Here is a 22,993-nt window from a genome sequence, read left to right on the forward strand (position 1 = left end):
ATAATCAAGTAAAAATATTTTTAATCTTTCTTTTGCTGGCACTTTAATATCATCTAAAATAGAAAAAGTGTCTTGAAAGCTAATTAATAAGACTTTAATTGTTTCACTAATCAACTTTTCTTTTGAGCCAAAATGGTAATTTATAAGCGCAATATTAGTATCTGACAATGCCGCAATTTTTCTTATTGTTACACTTTCGAAGCCTTTGTCTTTAATTAACTCCAATGTTGTATTTAAAATCTTTTCTTTCGTAGATATGTTTTCATTTCCCCTCAACTTATCTCCTCCTCTAAAATCTATCAATTAAACAACGTTTTAAACATTGTTTAAATTTATAGTATCACCTTCAATTTTTAATATCAATTTAATCCTTTCGACATTTCCGATTACCTATTCTTTTTTTATCTTTGTTATTAAAGTTTATATATACATTTGAGAACGTCTTTGTTGTTTTCCAGCCCCTCCATAATGTGAGCAGTCGGTAATTTTAATAATTGAACTGTTGTGTAAACAATCAAATAAATTAACATTATTATCCTTAACCAAAAAAAGATGAACACAATTTTTTATACATCATATTTGTTGGTATCTAGTGTATTACTAAGACCTAGCTTGGACTGAATCCCCTTGTTGTAGATTTTTATTTTATTATTAATAATTACGGTATATGAAATTATTAATAATAAAATAAAAAAAGCTCCCCTGAAAGGAGCTCCTTACCTTACAAAACATTTAAGAAATCATTCTATTACCAGCTCTACTTAAGATTTGGAGCATGGTTATAACTCATTCACCCCTGTTTGTTACGATAAATCATTGGTCAAAGACTATTCTTTTTCTGTGTATTATTTCAAACTCTTTAGATGTTTTCTTTTTGTGAAATTTACCTCAAAACAAATTAACTAGATAACAAAACGTAAAATAACAATGCAGCAGCTTCTTGCCGTTTCATACTTTGTTTTGATAGATAATCTGCTGATCCATCTTCATTATATATAACCTCAGGACCTACTAAACGATGACCTACAATGTTTTTCACGGATTCTATTGCCCAATCATCAGTGTCTCCCTTTAATGTTGCATCTGCAGATGGCGCTCCTAACATTTTTAAATACTGCCAAGTAATCCATGCTGCTTCTTGTCTAGTAATTGCACGGTCTGGATGGAATTGTTCTCCTTCTTTTTCATATAAAATACCAATTTCATATAACTTTTGAATATGTGGTGCATACGGATGATTTTTTACATCAGTAAACACTGGTTCTTTTTTTGAAGGTGGTGCAAAGTAAGCAATTTGAGATAACCAATAAATAAATTCTGCTCGTGTAAGAGAAGATTCTGGAGTGAAATTCCCCTCCTTATTGGCTTGTAATACCTCGTATTGATGCAAGGGATCTATAAACTTAGCATATGGATGATTTTCATCTACGTCTTTAAATCTCTCAGGCTCACTTAACTTTAACGCTGAGCTGCCAGAGTTCCAATGTATCATTTCTTTCACAGTACCATCTTTGTGAAGTTTAAATGCCATATAATTCCCTTTTTCATCCTCAAATAGTAAAGGGTCTATTTGTTTTAGCTCCTGTTTACCATAAACCTTATCAGTTACATATAACTTTCCTTCACTTATGTTCACATGTGACACTAGGTTTTTTAATCTCAAATCACGGTAAACCCCTTCAAATTTCTTTAATTCTTCTTCATTAGGGTTTAAATATTCAGGCTTTGTCTTATCTGGGAAATATTCATTCATAAAATCACCAAATACTTCAACAGGTAGTGCTGAACTATCTTTATTTGTAACTACAAAAACTCCAATTTTATGCTCAGGAATTAACCACATTAAAGATGAAAAACCTGGTATATTTCCACCTTTCCCAAACACATATTGCCCATTATGACTTTGCGGTGAAAAGAACTCAAATCCGTATGTCATATTAGGGTATTTGGGATGTAAAGCAAATTTTGTTTTTTGCATATCTTCTACGGTTTCTTTTTGTAGTATTTGGTTATTTTTATATTTACCATCATTCAATTGAGCAATCATAAAATTGGCTACATCACTTCCTGTAGAAAACATACTCCCTTGTGGCATATCTGTTGGTCTTGTTTGATAAAATGGAATGGCATTACCTTTAGCATCATATCCTGTTGCAAGCTTTTCTTTAATAAAATTAGTCATAACAAAACTGCTATTATGCATTTCTAAAGGGTAAAAAATATTCTTGGCCATATATTTGTAAAAAGGTGTGTTTGTCAGACTTTGAACAATATACCCTTGAAGCATAGAAGCAAAATTATCATATGTATATGTATCTCCTGGCTTTCTCACTACTGTGGGCATATTATCTTCTACATAATCTTTAAGCATAGTATAATCATTCTCTTGATAATGGATATCCTCTGGTCTAGGATCTACGTAATCAAACCCTGTTGTATGGGTAAGTAAATGTTCCATTGTAACTGGTTCACCCATTTTATTTTGATACTTTAATCCCCCCATATAATTTACTATATCTTTATTTATGTCAATTTTACCTTGTTCAACTAACTGCATGACAGCGCTAGCAGTAAAAACTTTTGATATTGACGCTAATCGAAAAACTGTTTTTTTAGGATCAATGGGAGTACTCTTTTCTTTATCGGAAAATCCGAATCCCTTTTGAAATAAAATTTGATTATCCTTTACAACGACAAGAGCTACACCAGCTGCGTTTTCTTTTTTCATTTTCTCTGGAATTACTTTATTGGTAAATGCTTCTACATCTTTAGGATTTAATATTATAGGTGTAACAGTTTCGGCTTTTGAATAATTGCTCCCCAGAAAAAATAACAAAAAACATACACTTACAGCTACTAACCTTTGAAAATAAATTTTCATTCCTTTATTCCTATTACCCAAATTAATTCCCCCTTTAATACTAGATTTATTGATTATACATCTATAGGTTAACCAACCATATTCTACCACTGCATTGATATTTTTTATAATTTTATTTCAATTCTGTCATTTATTAACTTTTCTCCTTTAGAAGTAGTCTATATATTATTAGGTCTTAGTTATAGAAAATGCTAGACACTCTTTAATATAGGACTTCCCAGCAGTTTTTTCATAACATCCTACTTAGAGAAGACAACCATCGTTTATAATCAATAAAAATTGGCTATTTGGTGATGCGAGTACTATTAATGATCGATCTAATTTTTTTGAGAAGTTAGATAAAATTAAAAGATAGACCTACTGCATTATTTACTGGAAAAGATTACGGATATGGAGTGAAGATGACCTAATTGGCATCTTCATTCCATATCCAGCAATAAATCTCATAGTATGTTAATATTTAGATATTTATATTAGGAGGATTTAGATGATGAAGAAATCAGTATTAGCAGTTGGTTTATCGGTTGTAATGTTAGCAGCTTGCGGCGAAAAAGAAATAGTTCAAAAGGAGCAACCAAAAACACAACAAACAACGGCGAAAACAGAACAACCAAAAGATGAGCAGACACGAATGGCGAAAAGTGTTGAACGTAGAACCAATGAGATTATAGAATATTTCGGTGGTATTGTAACAGCGGTTGAATTAAATAAAGAAAGTAACTTGTATGTCTTATATGTTTTCGTTGATAAAACAGCATTGTCAAATGCTGACGAAGGCCTACGGAAAAATTTTGGCTATAGAACAAGAACAAAGTTAAAAGACGCCGTTGCGCAGAGTGGCTTGCAAGAATACGACAAAACAACCATAAGATACTTCACATCAGATGGTAAAACAGAAATCGAATTTGAATAAGCACTCACGGGAGTGCTTTTTATTTTCACTTGTTATTTCAAGGGACGGAAGATTGTTCCGAACTTTTGACAATTAACCAAGGTACGTAAAATTATTACGCTCTTTTCTTTCAATGCATCTTAACTTTGATTCTTTCTCATTATTATAAAAGCTACCATTCTAGCAAGAATAGAACTAGTTAATGGATCAATTATTACAGTTAAAAAATCGTTCAAAAGCGTACTCCCTTTGAATTCCCCCCACTTTCACTTCATTTAAAAATGAGGGATTCCTAAGTAAAGATTCTTTCAAACTCTAATTTATTTGACTATCCCCGCATCCCTTACGGTTTGAAGCCTTATCGCTTCATTCTTTAAAATAAAAAATTGTGAAATATTATAGCATTATGTAAGACATTTGATATCAAATATACTATATTCACTATGAAATTAGTTTATTTATAGGATTTCTATTGATAAACAAGGTACTAAATTGACTCTTAAGAAGTCATTACCATTGCATTTTTCGAAAAATTGAAAAAATATGTGTAGATAGATATCATCTTAAATACATATATAATTAATTTTAATTCTCTGACATAATTCCACATAATTCCTAAACCAGTTTTTTGTGCATTATTAAATAGAATATTACACAATGTCAGTCTTTAAAAGATTATATATCAAAACTTTAAGAGAGGAAGATAAACTATGAAGATGAAAAGAAAAATCATGATGACAACAGCACTTGCAGCTACGTTAGCTACAGGTGCACTACCTTCTACATCAGTGGTTGCTGCAGAAAAAGAGACTCCTATCCAACAAAAAGAGGCACAAATGAGTATTCAACCATTAGCACAAAATAATTTAGAAACAGCTGTTAATGCTGCCTTAAATGGTCCAGAAGTCAAAAAAATAAAAGTATTTGAGCATGAATTTAATGTAAAAGAAATAGAAGTAGTAAATCTAGGTCGAGGAAAAAAATATGTTAAAGGACAAATTTCTCATCATTTAAGTTTCCGTCCAGATGATCAATTTTATTATGAGTTTACTGTGCAAGATGGAAAAGTAGTAGATAAGCCTGTATTTAATATTGATAGAGGTGGTTGGACACCATTTGCTGCTCCACTTTTATCAATTCTTGCTGCGTATAATGGAATTCCAGTTAATCCAAATGATTTAAATGCACTTGGTCAGCAGCTTGGGAAAGTTATAGATGGAAGCTGGGAACATGCAGCTCAATCTATCGCAACTGTAGTTAGTCTAAGTTTTAATGAATAGAATCTTTTAATTTTTATTAGCATTGTAGGGACCACTTTTCCTGAATAGCCTTGTTTTAAGAAATTCCTGAAACAGCTATAAATAGATTTTTACCGCTCACTCACATTATCTTAATTTGTTAACCACCTTATTATTCATAATATGTCACAAAATAGAAGTCTTTTTAAGGCTTCTGTTTTGTTTGTATACAATACAGCAAAAAGCTTATTTTTTACCTATCTATGCTTCCATTCTTTAAAAATCCGTTTGGCTATTAGATATAAATTATTACAATAAACTAATACTATCTCAAGTTAGCTCACTACCCCTTTTTCAATTACAAAAATTCATTACATTAGGAATAGAAAACAATAAATATAGTAAAAAACCATCTTATTATAGCTATTGTTTAAAGGTTAGGAGAGATAAAATGAACAAAATAAAAAATTTCTTTAAAGTTAGCATCCTCACTTGTTTTACACTGGCAAGTTTAAGTACACCATCTACAATTTTAGCTGATAGTCATCCAGGTTATTCCTATGAATCCAATATAGGTTATCAAAATCCATCGTGGATGTCAGAAGTAGCAGATTCAACAAAATTAAGTGAAATATCTATTCCAGGCACTCATGGTACAATGGCTTTACATGGAGCAAGTTTTCTTGATGAAAATTTGACAAGAAATCAAACTATGAGTCTACCCCAACAATTAAATTCTGGAATTCGATATGTAGATATGCGCGTTAAACGTGTAAAAGATTCTTTTGCAATGTACCATGGTATTGTCAATCAAAAAGCAGTATTTGAAGATGTATTAAAAGAAGCAATCCAATTTTTGAAGGATTATCCGACAGAAACAATTTTAATGCGCTTAAAAGAAGAAACTACTCTCGAAAGTGGATCCCTATCATTTGAGGAGATATTTTTAAAATATAAAAACGATAATGCTTCATATTTTTGGGATCCTAATTCCGTACCAACTATAGACCGAAACAACCCTACTTTAGGAGATATCCGAGGAAAAATTGTAATCTTACAAAACTTTACATCCTCTCAATTGTACGGTATTGATTACGATAGATTGAACATTCAAGATAAATTTGAAATTGGAAGCGGACCAGACGAAATATATGAAAAATGGAATGCGATAAAAAATCATTTGCAAAGTGCAAATACTAACTATAATAATGGAAAAATATATCTTAATCATTTTAGTGGTACGGGTGGTGCAGCCGCATTTTTAAATAATGTATATCCTTGGTTTGTTGCAAGCGGAAAAGAGAATAGAAATACTGATAGTAACCCTAAGTTAATTCAAACGAATTCGACTCATGCTTGGAGTGATTTCCCTCGCGATAGAAATGGGCAAGTATATTATGGTGGGATGAATACACTTGGGACTGAACTCTTACAACAAGGTGGAATTAGACATTCTGGTATTATCGCAGCTGATTTTCCTGGGCCAGGTTTAATTGATAGTATCATTAAATTAAATGGTGTACATTCAAATGAAAAAGAGATATTAATTTCGCAAATTTCATCCGAATCTAGTCCTTTATCCGGACAAAAAAATCGATCCAGTCAAAACTTTAAAATTGATAGTTTACCTGCAGGTACCAAAGAATTAAAATGGGTTATTGAGCCTTCAGAAATAGATCATCCTTCTACTATCTCTTTCAATGTAATGATTGATGTTTCCCTAGGTACCGCTTCTATTCGTTGGAAAAATATTTCACATGGATCTAGGACTGAAGCTTACACAAATACAAAATATTATATCGCAAGTCCAATTGGTGCCACTAACAAATTCACTGTGAAAATATACGCGATTACAAATTAGAAAATAAAGAATCCCAATGGGATTCTTTTTCGATTTCATTTCGTCAACATTAGATGGAGATTAAATTTATTTGCAAATCATTTAAAACATTCGAGAATTTATATTTTGAACGACCGTTTATTTTCAAAGAAAAATCCAAAAATGTTAACTACATTTGCCCACTTATCATTTATTCAAAACTGGCTTCCAAAGCGATAGAGCAAAAATCCAATTTGTGTCACCATTGCCTTGATAATCTTGAACTGCTTCATACACTTTTCCCTCATGTACTACTCTATCACCTTTTGTATATGCTTTTCTTGCATCCCATTTTTCATATGTGGAATCCTCTGACTTTGTTACTACATTTAATACATCACTTCTACTAGATTCATTTCCAGCTAAATCAACCGCCGTCACTACATATTTATACGATGTATTAGCCTTTAATTCTTTATCCATAAAGGATGTATTAGCCGTTGTCCCAATTTTATTCATAACTCCAAAGCTTTCCCTATATACAATATAATGGTCTACACCTACATTATCTTCAGACGGACTCCACATCAAATCAACAGTGGTCGCTGTTGTACTCATACTATGTAATCCTTTCGGTTGGGTCGGAGCTTCTATATCTGGGATTTCATTTGTTGTCTTAACCTTTAGTTCTTCACTTTCTTTTGATATGTTTCCAGCAGAGTCTAACGCCTTTATTGTATAGGTATATTCCGTATTTGCTTTTAGTTTTTTATCTATAAATGTTGTACCTGGTACCGTATCAATTACTTCCCCATTGCGTAACACTTGATATTCCTTTACACCTATATTATCCGTAGAAGCCTTCCATGTTAGTGCAACACTATTGGCAGTAACTTTAGACGCATTTAATTCAGTTGGTTGACTTGGAGCTACTGTATCGGGAGTTTCATTATTTACTAGATTTACATCAATTACATTATAAAACGCATTTGACGTATCTGCTACATCCCATACAGCTAAAATAACATGATAACCATTGCGATCAGTTGGTACATTAATTGTATGTGTTAAATTATTTGATGCGGCAGAACCATCATGTTTCACAGTTCCAATTGGTTCTAATTCAGCACGTGTTAATGGTTTATTAGGATCCCATCCCTTTTTTGTAATGTAATAATGCCATTTACTTGTAGGATGTGCAGCTGTATATTTCCATGTAAAGGTATTTGCTCCACCTTTAATCGTGTTTTTGAACCAGCGATTTGATGTTTGTTGGTCAAGAATTCCTCCAAACAGTCCTCCTGCCGAAGCGATTTTTCCATCAATCGGTCCCCCATCTGGGAATCCTTTAGGTGCTTCTAGGCTTTGAGGTTCGTACATTATATTTCCACAATTTAAATTCAACGCTCCATAATTCTGACTACATAAAGCAGCACGACTGCTTGGCTTTTCAACAAATCCATGTGCATAAGCACTTTGAGGAATCATAGTAATAGCCGTCACCCCTGCGGCTAAAACACAAGCACCAATTCCTTTTTTACTTTTTCTTAATCTTTCAAATTTAGATGTAAATTTCAAATTCATTCTTGTCCCCCCAATATATTATTGCTATCGCTAATATAATAGCAATATAGAGATAAATGAACAAATTACTAATAAATATACTAATATCTCTCATACATTGGTACGTTTATTATTATTTTTAATCTCATATAAAAATAAAATAAATATAATAACTCTATTTTGTAACATTATGTATTAATTGAGGAATGAAAACCTCACTTAATTTCACAAAAAATTCAAATATTAATTTAAAGAATTATATTTAACCTTACGTAGAAAAAATAGACTTTTAAAGTAAAAAAGTCTGGAAGGAACTGATAATATCAGTTTCTTCCAGACTTCACATTTCTGCTATATAACACACAAACAAGTCATTTCCAAGGCTAAATTCACACATAATTTCTGAACCCTAAAAAAACAGAAATCCTTTAATCTTAGACATATACTCCTATAACCACATAACTAATGTAATTTATATTTTGATTAGCTTCAGGATGTTCAAACTTATATATTAAAAGTACCAGGCAGAATGAACTATCCACCACTTAGAAAAACTTAAAGTGGAAGCTTCCCAGTTCATCGACAAAAATAATCTTTCGTTTCCCCGATCGTTTGTCCAACTTAACTTTATAGTCCTTTTTAATAGCTATCTCCTCCCCTAATAATCCTTACTTTAAACAAATCATCGAGAGATTGATAATGTAAGATAAAAAAGAGAATTGAAAATCCATTTCTTCCCATAACATCGCACAAATTTATTGTATTATTTTTACCTAATAAGGTACAGAAACAAAGGGAAAAACTTCAGTATGCTTGAGGTTTATAAATAAATACAAACGTTTTTAGGGTGAAACGTTTAAAGGGTACATTACTGAATTTTTATTAAATGTTCCTGTACCTAGTATTTAAATTAACTTATGTCAAAATATTTTACAATACAAGTATGAAACGTTACATATTTCTATATTTAATGATACATTTCATCAACTTATCTCCCCTAATCTTTATGCTAAATATAGAAATTTAAGCTCATTGAGATATAATTTTAGAATTCTCATAATAGCAAATGAATAGATTAGGCACATAACTGTCACAAATTAATGACTTATCTATTTTTTCATCCATGAAAATTTTATTACCACTTCAATATTTACACTTAAACTAAAACACATCTATACTCACACTTAATTAATAATCTTTCAAATGAGTCGATTCTTTTATATTTTTTATTTTTTTATTGTACATTTGTACATTTGATGTTAGGATTATGCCTATTAAAATTGAATCCTAACGATTCTTCTTTATAATTCCTATATTTTTATTTTCAAATGAAAATACAGATTCTAAAACACGATCAAAATCAAAACAAAAATGTCGTTATTTCACAATGATGTCATGAAATACCTTTAGAATGGAAAGATGTATGCAACAACGTGTTAAGGGGTTACAGGGGGAACAAAAATGAGAGACTTTTTTGATGATAAGTATAAAAATATTGAATTAAAAAGGAGGTTAATCAATTTAATAAGTGAAATTAGCGAGTTCAAAGGAAAATTAGCTGCTTATCAGGAACAAAACCCTGAAATATTTAATAGTTTAGAAAAAACTATACCGTTACATTACATAAAAAATTTCACTACTATTTATGAGGATATAAAAGTTCCTCATAAAAGATTAAAAGAACTTATTTTAGATGATATAGTACCTCAAAACATTTCGGAAGATGCTATTTTTTGTTATTATCAAACACTTTCTTTTGTACATAAAAACTCCTGTACTTTATCAATTAATCCAGCAACTATACAGGAATTACATTTTCAACTAATACATTACATTACCTCTGACAGTGCCAATTGGCGTGAAAAACCTTTTATTATTCCAGGTATTCCCGAGCATGGAATGCACTTGAATAGTTACCGCATTCTTCCACATGAACTTATCCCACAGTTTATGGAGCAATTATGTGATCAATACAACTCATTAAATACTAGTAAGGGGCTACATTCGCTTTTATTAATAGCTCGTTTTATATTAAATTTTTATTGCATAGTCCCTTTCAATCAAGGTAATGGCAGGCTAGCATTTATGTTAATGCAGTTGTTGCTAATTAAGAGTGGACATACATTTGTAAAATATGTATGTTTGGATAAGTATATTAAGAAAAATGAATCTGAATATTACAATTCGATTTATAAATCTTCGGTAAATTGGTACTGCGAGGAACATAATAGTAGCTTTTGGTTAAAAACGTTTTTAACTATTATATTAGAGGCTTACAAAGATCTGCATAGCACCGTTCTAGATTCTATATGTAAACATACTAAAGTTGAGAGAATTCAGGATTTTATATTTAAACAAAAACAACCCTTTACTAAGGAAAGTATTCGTAACAGATATCCAGACATTGCAGAGAGCACAATTAGTAAGGCTTTAAATTCCTTGCAATTATTTGGCCATATTAGGCTAGTTACAAAAGGAAGGAACGCAAAGTGGACTAAAGTTTGACCATATTTTTAAAACTCTTACAGCTCAAAAATTCAATTATAACGTTAGCAATCGTTCCCATGATTTTGGGCTCAAATTCATTGAATTACATTCTAATTTTAAGCTATTATTACTACTTTAATTAATTCTAATTCCTACACAACATTTTATAGGAAAAGGTACGTTTCCCTCCACCTTTTCCTATAAAAATATTAGATATTAACACATGAAAATTGTCGAAAAAAGTCGTAATTTAATATTTTTTCTTTATTTTCTGGTTGTAAACGTTCCATTTTCATGTTACCATCTTAATCAAACAATAGATGGTAATACAACTGAAAGTATTCTTTCCCTTAGAAACATATAAACGTACGGTAATATCAAGAAAATAAGGCCAAAGAAATATTTGATACCTACCATAATAACCAATAAGAATTTTGCGTATCAATATTTCTGTTAATCCAGAAAAACATTTTGTCCCAAAACAAAATTTATTAGCGCGCAAAATTCAATTACACTAGAACACCCAAATAAATGTAATTTCCTTTTTTATCGAGCATTAAGATATGAAAAAAGTTCTTCCTAAAAAATTCAGCTGATTAACTTAAAGACATCTATATTATTACCTTAAATGCCATCTATTGTTGATAACATATTTATCAACTATGAAAAAGAGCCCATCAAGGGTTCTTTTTTATTATAATCATTCAAATTTCAATGCTAACTTGATACTTAGATTTGCGCACAAATCACCTCTACTTTTATACTCTCAATTTTTAATTTTTATTCCCAATTTGTTTAAATTTGTGAATAAAATTCCATCAAATAAAAATAATAAATACAACTAATCGTTACATATTAAAGAGGTGTCAATATTGTCCTTAAATGAAGAGACCTTAGAAACTAAAACAAATAATACCATTGAAAAAATCCAAACAAGTAACTTAAAAGAACTTAAAAATACTTTAGATAATATCTTTGATATTAGTGCCGATTTAATTGAACACCCTTTGCAATTAAAAACTCACACGAATATTTTACTATATTATTTTGAAGGCCTTACAGATGGTGTCGCTTTAAAAGGAAATGTTGTTACCCCATTATTACAAAAGGTAAGTGAAGACAGTCAAATATTTAATTCTAATATTATTGCTACTCATACCAAAATAGTATATACATGGAATGAAATTAAAGAAGGATTACTTGAAGGTCAATGTGTTCTATTTATGGAGGGAGAAAAGCGGTCACTTCTAATAAATACAAAAGGTTGGGCAGAAAGAGCAATTCAAGAACCAATTTCAGAAGTTACTATTAAAGGATCCCATGATGGATTTATTGAAAATGCCACAAAAAATATAGGCTTAATCCGTCGATATCTTCCTTCTAAAGAGTTAAAAATCAAAAAGCTGACGATTGGAGAACGAGCCACTTCTTCAGTCTATTTAATTTACTTAGGTGATGTTGCTAGCGCAGATGTAGTCCAAGAAATAGAAAGCAGAATCTGTAGAATTAAAACAGATGCTGTATTAAGCATTGGTGAACTATCCAATTTTACAAAGGATCAAAATTGGTCTCCTTTTCCACAGGCTTATTTAAGCGAACGCCCAGATGCTATTTCAAATCATATACTTGATGGAAAAGTAGCAGTGTTAATGGATAGATCCCCTGGTGCAATGATTGTTCCAATGAATTTAATTGGATTCTTTCAAACTCCAGATGATTATAATATTCATTGGCTCATTGCTTCATTTTTTCGCTTATTACGATTCGCAGGATTTATTATTGCTATTTTTTTACCAGCGTTTTATATTGCTATAGTCTCTTTTCACTTTGAAATCATTCCTATAGATTTGTACACTTCTATTGCAACGTCAAGAGTCAAAGTCCCTTTTTCTCCCTTATTGGAAGCTTTTATAATGGAAATTACACTAGAAATGCTACGTGAAGCTGGTATTCGCTTGCCACAACCAATTGGACAAACCATTGGAATTGTTGGAGGGATTGTAATTGGGCAGGCCGCTGTTCAAGCTGGTCTTGTTAGTAACGTTATGGTTATTATCGTATCTATTACAGCCATTGCTTCATTTATTGTTTCTAATTATGATTTATCAAGTTCTATACGCCTTATTCGTTTTCCAATGATGTTATTGGCCTACTTTTATGGAATTGTAGGTATTGTTAGTGGATTAATGCTCTTATTTGCTCATTTTGTTTCACTAACTTCCTATGGTTCACCATACGGATTGCCAATCGCACCATTTCGTCTCCAAGAGTTAAAAGATTCTTTTGTAAGATTTCCTATTTCTATGCTTACCAGCCGCTCGAGTACAGGACAGCCGAAACAAAGAAAGAAAAAAGAAGGTGGTTAACATGGGGAATCTTAATTTCCAAAAAATAACTTTATTCGAATTTATTATTTTCATTCATTCGCTGCAACTAGCATCAGGTATGTTAATTATGCCAAGCCCACTTGCTACTACGGCTGGCACAGATGGCTGGATTTCTATCATCCTTGGATGGATAACTACTTCTATAATCGGTGTATTTATTATATTAATGTTACAAAAAAATCCTAACAAAAATTTCTCGCAAATCTTAAAAACATACTTTGGTAAATGGATAGGGACCATTCTTTTTCTTTTATATGCCTTTTATCTATTTTTTGCTGGCTTTAATACTTTATTAAAGGCAACTGATATTGTTAAAGTGTGGATCTTCCCTTCCACTCCTGCTTATCAAATCACTATATTATTACTATTACCATTTATTATTTTAGCTCTGAGTGGGTTAAGGGCTCTTACTAGTTATTCTATGCTTGTTTTCTTCTTCACTACTTGGATGCCACTATTTCTTCTTTTTTCACTAAAGAGTAACTACAACCCTTTACACCTACTACCTATTTTTAAAGATGGATTACCTCCTATTCTAAAGGCAACAAAAGAAACTATTACCCCTTATGCTGGATTAGAAATTGCATATTATATATATCCGTTCTTACAAAAAAAACAAAAGGCCATAAAAGGACTACTAATAGCTAATACTGGAACCATGATTTTCTATCTATATGTGACTATTCTTTCTTATATATACTTTAGTCCCGAGGGGATAAAAGATGTAATTTGGCCAGTATTTCATCTGTTAAAAGGGGTTCGTTTTTCTTTCATAGAGCGATTAGAAATTATTTATATCGCTTACTATTTAATTGTATTCTCCACTACAATATATCCGTATCTATTTTTCAGTTTTGAATCCATGACCATTTCACTTCAAAAAAACGCCCGCAATTGGGCTCTGCTTGCTTTTATGTTATTTATTGTTGGTCTATTTATTTTCCTAAATCCCGATGTGGATCAATATTTGTTTATATATTCTCTTATGGATATCTTAAATGTCATTTTCTTTATTCTATTACCAATCTTATTTTTCGCTTACAGTATTCTTTTTACTTGGGTTACTAGGAGGAAACAACTTTGATTCGAAAATGGATATGTATTGTAATTTGTTGTGTATATATAATTGGTTGTAGTCAGAGAATTCCCCTTGAGAAGGTTTCATTAATCCTGTTAATTGGCCTGGATAGAACCCCTAATGGAGATATAAAAGTTGGAACAAGCATACCACTCTTTCATCATAAACAGCCAAAAAGTACTATAGAACATTGGACACAAGCATCAACTGTATATACTGGATTCAGTAAGATAGATACAAAATTAACTGGCTTTATGACAGCTTCCAAAGCTGAAATCATTTTAATTGGTAAAAAATTAGCGCAAGAAGCAAATTGGTTGCAGGAGCTTGATTCTTCTTACCGTGATCCTTACGCTACCATTAATGCTAAAATAGTACTTGTAGATGGATCTGCAGAAGAAATTTTTAAAATTCACAAGCCTAGTAAACCATCACTTTCATCTTATATAAATGGTGTAATCGAATCCTCCATTCAAAATAACCAATCCGTCTCTTCTACAATTCAACAATTAATGAGAGAACAAAACGAAGAAGGAATGACGCAAACTGTTCCATTTATCAAAAAAACAAAGAATGAAATCGACACGGTAGGAATTGCATTTTTAAATCGACAAGGGAAATACTTAACTCATATTCCTAAAAAAGATGTTAAATTTTTCAATCTTATAAATAAGCCAAAAAGTAACGGCCGAATGATACTACACCTTGCGCTTCCGCCTAAAAAATCAAACAAAAAAACAAACACTTCTATCTTCATACAGAATGCGACAAGGAAGGTAGAGGTTACTTTTCAAAACGGAAAGTTTATATTTAATCTCGATATCAATGCCAATGTAGCTTTAATAGAAAAAACCAATCCGAATTTAAAGAAGGGGCACTATGATAATAAAAAAAATATAAATAATTTAAAAAGTACTATTGAAAAAGAAATTAATAATAATTTAAAAAGTATATTAAATGAGATACAGCAGAATAAAATTGATCCAATTGGATTATCCCTATACGCTAGAGCCTTTCAATATAAAGAGTGGAAAAAAGTAAAAGGAGATTGGTTACAATCGTTAGCAGAGGCTAAAATAAATGTAAAAACACACGTCAAAATAAAAGATACTGGGACCATTAGAAATTAGTCTAGTATTTAATAGCATTTCTTAATGGAATTTTCCATCTTCAATAATTATTATGTAAAAGATGCTAATTCAAAGAAAAATCTACTGGTTAAATGCTAACCAATAGATTTTTCTTTTTTACCTAAGGATTTTTTAAAAGGATTAAAATTTTACTGAAGTAAACAAGGACAGGTTTCTAATTTAGGTTGCTGGAGAATATATAACCCTCGTGTAATCTCCCTACCACTTTCATTCCAATGGCAACTCCATGATATAACATCAAAGATTAAATTCCTTAACTTAGGCATTTTGATTTTTTAAGTTTGTATGAATGTATTGGCTTTATCTACTTTGATATATAGGTCCACATCAATATATTATTGCATCATATACTGAAGAGATAATTTAAATTATTCTATAAAAAGGATGATGAGGATGAACCTAGAGGATATACAAAAATCCTATGGCCTAATTGTAAGTTTAGGAGGATTGTGCCAAGTTACTAACCAAATCAAAAGGCACCATTTAAGAACATTTTCTGGACCTTTAGATTGGTTTTATTATCCATCACTTTCAGATGTAAACAGATTACTTCAAAATCGATTTGAAAAATTTATGAAGTTGGAAAATATGGTCATAGAAGGTTCAGAAAGTTACGGTCTTATTGAATCAGAATTTGATAATCAAACTAAATGGGCAGAACGAATTACCCACTGTATAAAGGACACTTATTATAATTGTTTTTCAATGCATGACTTTCCTATTAACTCAGATGAGGATTGGAAAGTAATCTATCCTTCTTTTAAAGCTAAATTAGACACTAAAATTAATCGATTCCTTGAAAAAATAACTAGTAGTGAATCAATTTTATTCATTAGAATTTGGGGAAATCGAGATGAAGCAGTTGAATTAGAAAACGTATTATCCAAAATTTCAAATAAAGATTTTAATATTCTTATCGTTAATTTTAAGGAGGGTTTATCTAATATTGTTGAACAAAATTGGGGCATACCGAGGGTTTGTTCAATTGAACTCCCACGTTATCAGGATAGATGGGAAGGTGATGATTCCGATTGGGATTATATTTTAAATAAAATAGCATTAACTTATTAATTTTCTTTTTACTTTTCACATAATTTTGTCTGTAGATTAAAATAGGCGTAGAGAAATAAAATTCCCCTCTAATTGATACACACTTAATTCATTATCCGTTCATATAATAATTCATAAGTCCTTCTTTATAGGATCAATAGTTCTTTACAAAATTAATTTCATGACTAGAGCACCTTTATGCGGTGCTCTTTTTTAGATTTCTAGAATGTAAAATGTAATATTTGTTCACTTTTCCTTTAAATAGTTAATTTCTTTGAAATCATTTATACAATCAGTTTATTCTGCTACGTAATATGTTCATGACTACTTACTTCCATACTTTATCTTATTTTCAGTATAATTTTGTCTTCTTAGATTTTTCATTATAAGATTCTTCAATTCCCCTGATTTCCCTCCCCCTCTTTTATCTTACAAACAAGCAATGTCTTTCATTAGTATTAAATATAACTAAAGCATTAATTTTTAAAATAACCTAATTTACATACAATTGATGATAAACTACAGTGCGTATTCTCCACATTTAATCAGCATTTGAATTATAAATCTAACATATTTTTTTAGTTGATTGTCATTATGGTACAACCGTGTATACATTTATCAAACAAGCTACATAGTTTAAATTAGTAAAATATATAGAGAGGAAGGAAATAGATCTATGAAAGTCATAATTTTGTGTGGCGGAAAAGGGCTTCGGATGCAAGGAATTTTAGAGGACATTCCCAAACCATTAGTTCGAGTTCAAGGAAAGCCTCTCCTCTTGCATATAATGAATTGGTATAGAAAATATGGACATTCTGATTTCATTTTGCCCTTAGGATATAAAGGTGAGAAAATTAAAGAATATTTTATGGATTTTAGCTGGAAAGAGAATGACTTTAGTTTGAATTTTAAAACCAGTCAATATACGCTACTTCAGGAATTAGAAAATTGGAATATACACTTTATAGATACAGGAATTGATACAATGACCGGGGCAAGGCTAAAAAAACTTGAACCCTTTGTACAGGGTGAAACCTTTTTATTAACTTATGGCGATGGATTAGCCAATATAGATATTGATCAACTAATAGCATTCCATAAAGAAAAAGGAAAAATTGCTACATTAACTGGAATTAAAAAGAATAGTCAATATGGCCTATTGGCGGTTGAAAATGGAATTGCTATTGATTTTAAAGAAAAACCATTACTTGATGAAGTAATTAACGGGGGGTTTTTTGTATTTAACAAAGAAATATTCAATTATTTAGATAATAGTGATGATTGTGTTCTAGAAGAAGATCCTCTCCGAAATTTAATAAAAGATAATGAGCTGGCAGTCTATGAACACAATGATTTTTGGGCTAGTGTCGATACACCTAAAGATTTAAAAACCGTAGATGAAAGTTGGAATCCTAATAAATTTTAGTGGAGAGGACTGAATAAACATTGAGCTTTAATGATAAAAAAATAAGTTTACCTCGATTATATATCCCCTCTAATGAGAAAATAATTAACCCGCTTTCAACAGAAATTAAGACTTCAAATCTCTCCCCTAAAAGTACTCAAAAACAAATTAACCATCAATTCTATAATCAACAACATGATCTAAATAATCATTTCTGTGTCATTGTAGGTAGTGAATATGTCTTGAAAATCATTGCCTTACAGCAATCATTAATGCAGTACTCAGAAAAATTTACATTGTGGATTTGTTGTATAGATCCTTTTGCATATTCATTATTAAAAGAAATGAATCTAATTAACGTAAACCTTTTACAAGTTGAAGAATTAGAAGATAGTGAACTAAAAGCAATTAAGAGAAAAAGAAAAGTAAATGAATATTGTTGGACTTTAAAATCTGTCTTGATAGAATATTTATTGGTAAATTACCATTTACCATCTATTCTATATTGTGATGGTGATTTATGCTTTTTCTCTGATCCTAATATTATTTTTGAGGAATGGGGTGAACATTCTATTTTCCTTACTCCCCAAAGAGATCGTGATTGGGTAGAAAAAATGTACGGCAAATATCAGGCTGGTCTAATTGGATTTAAGAATGATCTCTATGGACTAAAGAGTGTAAGTTGGTGGAAAAATAAATGTATAGATTGGTGTAGTGCCGAACCTGAGGAGGGAAAGTTTGGCGACCAAAAGTATTTAGATTATATCCCTATCTATTTTCCAAAAGTAAAAATTTCCAATAACTTAGGTATAAATGCTGCGCCTTGGAACTGTATATATAATAACGATTACAAAATTGACAAGAGTAACAATGATGTATTTATTGAAAATGATAAACTAGTTGTTTACCATTTTGCATGTATTACTATCTTTACTGAAAATGATTTTGATCTATGGTCTTTGGGAGCAATTTCAATACCAAACAATATATTAAACCATATTTACACTCCTTATTTAGAGAGAATCCAATTTGTTTTAAAGCAATTAAAAGAAAAATTTAATAAAAATACGAAACAATTTTTAAGTAAAAAAGATATAAATGAAGCTCAAACCTTATATAAAGATTCACAATTAAGAAGAAAAATGAATCAATCCAACCATTTTATGAACTTTTCTATGATTATAAGTAAAGAACGATTAATTCAAGGATTGACCTCTTATTATTCCTTAGAAAATCTCAACACTAAATTTACTGTATGGATCTGTTGTATGGATGATTTAACTTATCAAATATTGGAGAATTTAAAATTAAAGCACGCCATACTCATTCCGGTAAAAGATCTTGAAAATCATGAACTCCTCAGTATAAAAAATGAGAGAAATTTACAAGAATATTGTTGGACATTAAAAGCACCTCTTTGTCTACATGTCCTTAGTCTTTATCCCGAGGTTGATCACATTATATATTGTGATGCTGATATGTATTTCTTTACAGCACCTAATATCATTCTTGATGAATGGTGGAAATACTCTATATTCCTATGCCCCCAAAGAAGTTCTACTGAAATTGAAAGCATACACGGTATATACCAAGCTGGTTTAGTTGGCTTTAAAAACGATCAAAATAGTAAAGAAATTTTAACATGGTGGAAAGATAAATGCCTAGAATATTGCAAAAATCATTATGATGTTGAAATGAATAGATGGGGTGACCAAAAATATTTAAATCACATTCCTAACATTTTTTCTAATATAAAAATTATGACTCATAAAGGTATTGATGCAGCACCTTGGAATGTAATTCTAAATAGCAGTTCTATATCAAAAACAGATAATAAAGTTCTTATTGATCAAGATGAATTAATTGCTTTTCATTTTGGAAGTATGCAGATTATTAATCCAAATGAGTTCGACTTGTGGAAACATGAAACTTTAGAATTACCTCCAACGATTTTAGATCATATATATATTCCTTATATTGAACAATTGAACAAGACATGTCATATCCTTCATAACACTTTTCAAAAATCCCCATTCCCTTTATTTGCTGGCCAAATTGATACAAATACAATAAAAAATTATTTTAAATACTCCTCCCCTCATCACAATTAAGACTGATATTCTCCTTATGTTAAAATAAGTGAATTTATTCCATTAACTAAAAATACATCTTAATAAAGGATAGATTATCACTATGATTACTTCATTTAAAAATAAAACTTTTCTTATTACTGGTGGATATGGTTTTATTGGTTCTCACTTGGTACGAAGACTTTTAAATTTACAAGCAAAAATTGTTCTTTTTATAAGAACATCATCCAATTCTTGGAGACTAAAGGATATTCTAAAAAATATTGAAACCTATGAAATAGATATACGAGACAAAAAACAAGTACAAGATGTAATAAAGAAAGTTAACCCGGATTATATCTTTCACCTGGCAGCCTATGGTGTAAATTCTGCCCATACAGACTACATGCACGCTATAGAAACAAATATTATAGGGACATGTAACATAATTCAGGCAGCAAAATTAGTAAATTGCAAAAAAATTATTCATATGGGTAGTAGTTCTGAATACGGCAATAAAATGGAACCTATTCATGAAAATATGCTACTAACTCCTGTGGATATCTATGGAAGTACCAAAGCTGCTGCTACTATATTAGCCCATCAAATGGCAAGCGAAAACAATATTAATCTTATAACACTAAGACCTTTTGGCATATTCGGAGAGGCTGAGGAGCCACATAAAATATTCAGCTATATTATCTTGCAAGTGTTACAAAATAAAGATGTAGATTTAACTTTATGCAATCAATTAAGAGATTATTGTTATATAGAAAATATAATAGATGCCTGTATCCTAGCAGTAGAAAATACCACTGTACAAAATGACATCTTTAATATTGGGAGTGGTACCATTCATCCCTTAAAACATTATGTAGAATTATTATTCAAACATTTGAACACCAATTCCAGACCAAATTACGGTGCAATTTCCTCTAGAACAAATGAAAGATGGGTTCCTGAAGCAGATGTTCACAAAATTAAAGAATCTCTTTCTTGGGAACCTAGAATTAATATTGAAGAAGGAATTATTAAAACTATTAATTGGTATAAAAACAATACACATTTATATCTAATCCCCTGAAAATATTGTACTAAAGGAGGTGGATTAATTGTTAAACAAAAACTTTAATAACGCTTTTTACGGAAAGAAAATTTTAATTACAGGACATACTGGTTTTAAAGGTTCTTGGTTATCCCTATGGTTGAAGGAATTAGGTGCCACTGTAATTGGATATTCATTGGATCCTAAAAATAAAAACGACAACTTTAATGTTACCAATCTTCAAAATAATATAATAGACATTCGCGGTGACATAAGAGATTTTAGTAAACTAAATAAAGTTTTTACAGATTATAACCCTGAAATTGTATTCCATTTAGCTGCACAACCGCTAGTTAAGTATTCATATGAATATCCTAGAGAAACATACGAGGTAAACGTTCTAGGAACTATGAATGTACTAGAGGCAATTCGATTACATGAATCAGCTAAAATAGGAATTATGGTGACAAGTGACAAGTGCTATGAAAATAAAGAATGGCCTTGGGGTTATCGTGAAATTGATCCTATGGGCGGTCATGACATATATAGTTCAAGTAAAGGATGCTGTGAGCTTTTAATTTCTTCCTATCGAAATTCTTATTTTTCAGAAGAAAAATTTTCTCACCACAAGAAAATAATTGCAAGCGTTCGAGCTGGTAATGTAATTGGTGGTGGTGATTGGTCAATAGATAGGATTATTCCTGATTGTATACGAGCATTAGAATCGAATAAAAAGATTATTATTAGAAATCCTACTGCTATTAGACCCTGGCAACATGTATTAGAACCCTTAAGCGGTTATTTACTCCTCACAGAAAAAATTATTAATAATGATATTATTTTTTCAGGTGCATGGAATTTCGGACCATCCCTAGACAATATTGTTCCAGTAGAAAAATTAGTGACGAGTTTACTAGATATTTGGGGTTGCGGGGATTGGACAACAGAAAATATGGGTCCAATGAATTTTCATGAAGCAAATTTACTAAACCTTGACGTTAGTAAAGCAAAATTCAAGCTTAATTGGCAACCGAAGTGGTCCCTACAACAGACTTTAGAAAATACAATAGAATGGTATAAACATTATAATTCTTACACCAGTACAGAGGTGCTAAATTTATGTGTTAACCAAATCAAACAATATTCCGCACTTTAAACTATCCCCCTTACTCATACTCACTGCTTGTTTCTTAAGGAGGGAGTCTTCTTAGCTAAAGGGACATTAACTTTTATAGTCTAAATTGTGAACCTATTATACCTAGAATCCTGTGACTGCCCATTAACAAAGATTTTATTTCTTCGGTTATTTCAAATTACTCATAGACATTATACTTAAGAACCAAGGAATCACATATTGTGCTAGTGATTCCTTGGTTCAGAGAGAATAATGTCTTACTTTAACGACAATACAGTATATGAACTTATCCATTTATTTGTTCTAGTTATGAAAAAAACTTTTTCCTATCAAAAAAGCTTATTTCAAAGAAAAACTTCCTATCTTCTTCAACTTATCCTATTAGAAAAGCAAACAAGGTGAAAATCTCGATAATTATACTAAGCTTTAACAATTTTATAACTATACCTTTCTGGTATATACTCCCCCAAAGTTCTTACTTATATATTGAGTCTCTCATTTACTTTCACCAATGGGGATAATTTCATGAACTATTTATTCTACAGACAAATAACTTTTAGAATCATCTTTTTAGAACGTTTAAAGAAGATTTTCCCTTTTATGCGCCTTTTCTACCTTTCTTTAATTTGTCTTAATCACAGCGAGAACAAATCCTTAAAATAGTACATCTTCAGCATAAATTCACATAATTTTCAAACAAAAAAATTCTAAATGCTAAAACTCGTTATATAATGAAAGCAAGCCATAAGTAAGATAGTTTCCCTGTTACGAGTAATGAGATAGTCTGTTTCAC

At 30.8% G+C, this 22,993-nt stretch carries 15 protein-coding genes and 1 pseudogene; 13 read left to right on the top strand and 3 right to left on the bottom strand.

What is annotated here, in order from left to right:
* Positions 1–276, bottom strand: a 276-nt coding sequence (locus CER22_RS27740) for a TetR/AcrR family transcriptional regulator (protein ID WP_142293586.1), incomplete at its 3' end; no start/stop codon positions are given.
* A gap of 622 nt (positions 277–898) precedes the next feature.
* Complete coding sequence (locus CER22_RS27745; protein ID WP_088610157.1) at positions 899–2,881, bottom strand: serine hydrolase; 1,983 nt, start codon at positions 2,879–2,881, stop codon at positions 899–901.
* Positions 2,882–3,155: 274 nt separating this feature from the next.
* On the opposite strand from CER22_RS27745, the pseudogene CER22_RS33870 reads away from it, so the two are divergent.
* The 4 genes and pseudogenes from CER22_RS33870 to CER22_RS27760 form a co-directional block, all read left to right on the top strand.
* Positions 3,156–3,264, top strand: a pseudogene (locus tag CER22_RS33870) (NTD biosynthesis operon regulator NtdR); the annotation flags it as partial.
* Positions 3,265–3,368: 104 nt separating this feature from the next.
* Positions 3,369–3,794: a hypothetical protein gene (locus CER22_RS27750; protein WP_088610141.1), complete on the top strand. Its 426-nt coding sequence runs from the start codon at positions 3,369–3,371 to the stop codon at positions 3,792–3,794.
* 689 nt (positions 3,795–4,483) lie between these two features.
* Positions 4,484–5,053 (top strand): methyltransferase, encoded by a 570-nt coding sequence (locus tag CER22_RS27755; protein ID WP_088610142.1) that lies wholly within the window; start codon positions 4,484–4,486, stop codon positions 5,051–5,053.
* Between the two features lie 409 nt (positions 5,054–5,462).
* Positions 5,463–6,872, top strand: a complete 1,410-nt coding sequence (locus CER22_RS27760; protein ID WP_088610143.1) for a phosphatidylinositol-specific phospholipase C — start codon at positions 5,463–5,465, stop codon at positions 6,870–6,872.
* Positions 6,873–7,037: 165 nt separating this feature from the next.
* Here CER22_RS27760 and CER22_RS27765 read toward each other — a convergent pair whose 3' ends face one another.
* Complete coding sequence (locus CER22_RS27765; protein WP_088063493.1) at positions 7,038–8,414, bottom strand: lytic polysaccharide monooxygenase; 1,377 nt, start codon at positions 8,412–8,414, stop codon at positions 7,038–7,040.
* Between the two features lie 1,440 nt (positions 8,415–9,854).
* Here CER22_RS27765 and CER22_RS27770 point away from each other — a divergent pair.
* The 9 genes from CER22_RS27770 to rfbG all read left to right on the top strand — a co-directional run bounded on the left by CER22_RS27770 (position 9,855) and on the right by rfbG (position 22,221).
* Positions 9,855–10,898, top strand: a complete 1,044-nt coding sequence (locus tag CER22_RS27770; RefSeq protein ID WP_088610144.1) for a Fic family protein — start codon at positions 9,855–9,857, stop codon at positions 10,896–10,898.
* 854 nt (positions 10,899–11,752) lie between these two features.
* Positions 11,753–13,246 (top strand): spore germination protein, encoded by a 1,494-nt coding sequence (locus CER22_RS27775; protein ID WP_088610145.1) that lies wholly within the window; start codon positions 11,753–11,755, stop codon positions 13,244–13,246.
* A 1-nt stretch (position 13,247) separates the two neighbouring features.
* Complete coding sequence (locus CER22_RS27780) at positions 13,248–14,351, top strand: GerAB/ArcD/ProY family transporter (protein WP_088610146.1); 1,104 nt, start codon at positions 13,248–13,250, stop codon at positions 14,349–14,351.
* A complete protein-coding gene (locus CER22_RS27785) occupies positions 14,348–15,475 on the top strand; it encodes a Ger(x)C family spore germination protein (RefSeq protein ID WP_088610147.1) in 1,128 nt (375 codons plus the stop codon). Before CER22_RS27780 ends, CER22_RS27785 begins: the two co-directional genes overlap by 4 nt.
* Positions 15,476–15,889: 414 nt before the next feature.
* Positions 15,890–16,567 (top strand): papain-like cysteine peptidase, encoded by a 678-nt coding sequence (locus CER22_RS27790; protein WP_088610148.1) that lies wholly within the window; start codon positions 15,890–15,892, stop codon positions 16,565–16,567.
* 655 nt (positions 16,568–17,222) lie between these two features.
* On the top strand, positions 17,223–17,972 hold the full coding sequence (locus CER22_RS27795; RefSeq protein ID WP_088610149.1) for a sugar phosphate nucleotidyltransferase: 750 nt from the start codon (positions 17,223–17,225) through the stop codon (positions 17,970–17,972).
* Between the two features lie 20 nt (positions 17,973–17,992).
* Positions 17,993–20,062, top strand: coding sequence for a glycosyl transferase (locus CER22_RS27800; protein WP_088610150.1), 2,070 nt, complete (start codon positions 17,993–17,995; stop codon positions 20,060–20,062).
* A gap of 82 nt (positions 20,063–20,144) precedes the next feature.
* Positions 20,145–21,104, top strand: coding sequence for an NAD-dependent epimerase/dehydratase family protein (locus CER22_RS27805; protein WP_088610151.1), 960 nt, complete (start codon positions 20,145–20,147; stop codon positions 21,102–21,104).
* A gap of 28 nt (positions 21,105–21,132) precedes the next feature.
* Entirely contained in the window at positions 21,133–22,221 is a 1,089-nt protein-coding gene (gene rfbG / locus CER22_RS27810; RefSeq protein ID WP_088610152.1) for a CDP-glucose 4,6-dehydratase, read from the top strand.
* Positions 22,222–22,993: the final 772 nt, after the last annotated feature.

The organism is Bacillus sp. K2I17 (assembly GCF_002209985.1).
Classification (GTDB): Bacteria; Bacillota; Bacilli; order Bacillales; family Bacillaceae_G; genus Bacillus_A; species Bacillus_A wiedmannii.

What these genes read in the sequence shown, in the direction of transcription:
- CER22_RS27745 (WP_088610157.1), bottom strand. Translation starts at nt 2,881, where the DNA reads ATGAAAATTTATTTTCAAAGGTTAGTAGCTGTAAGTGTATGTTTTTTG.
- CER22_RS27750 (WP_088610141.1), top strand. Translation starts at nt 3,369, where the DNA reads ATGATGAAGAAATCAGTATTAGCAGTTGGTTTATCGGTTGTAATGTTA.
- CER22_RS27755 (WP_088610142.1), top strand. Translation starts at nt 4,484, where the DNA reads ATGAAGATGAAAAGAAAAATCATGATGACAACAGCACTTGCAGCTACG.
- CER22_RS27760 (WP_088610143.1), top strand. Translation starts at nt 5,463, where the DNA reads ATGAACAAAATAAAAAATTTCTTTAAAGTTAGCATCCTCACTTGTTTT.
- CER22_RS27765 (WP_088063493.1), bottom strand. Translation starts at nt 8,414, where the DNA reads ATGAATTTGAAATTTACATCTAAATTTGAAAGATTAAGAAAAAGTAAA.
- CER22_RS27770 (WP_088610144.1), top strand. Translation starts at nt 9,855, where the DNA reads ATGAGAGACTTTTTTGATGATAAGTATAAAAATATTGAATTAAAAAGG.
- CER22_RS27780 (WP_088610146.1), top strand. Translation starts at nt 13,248, where the DNA reads ATGGGGAATCTTAATTTCCAAAAAATAACTTTATTCGAATTTATTATT.
- CER22_RS27790 (WP_088610148.1), top strand. Translation starts at nt 15,890, where the DNA reads ATGAACCTAGAGGATATACAAAAATCCTATGGCCTAATTGTAAGTTTA.
- CER22_RS27795 (WP_088610149.1), top strand. Translation starts at nt 17,223, where the DNA reads ATGAAAGTCATAATTTTGTGTGGCGGAAAAGGGCTTCGGATGCAAGGA.
- CER22_RS27805 (WP_088610151.1), top strand. Translation starts at nt 20,145, where the DNA reads ATGATTACTTCATTTAAAAATAAAACTTTTCTTATTACTGGTGGATAT.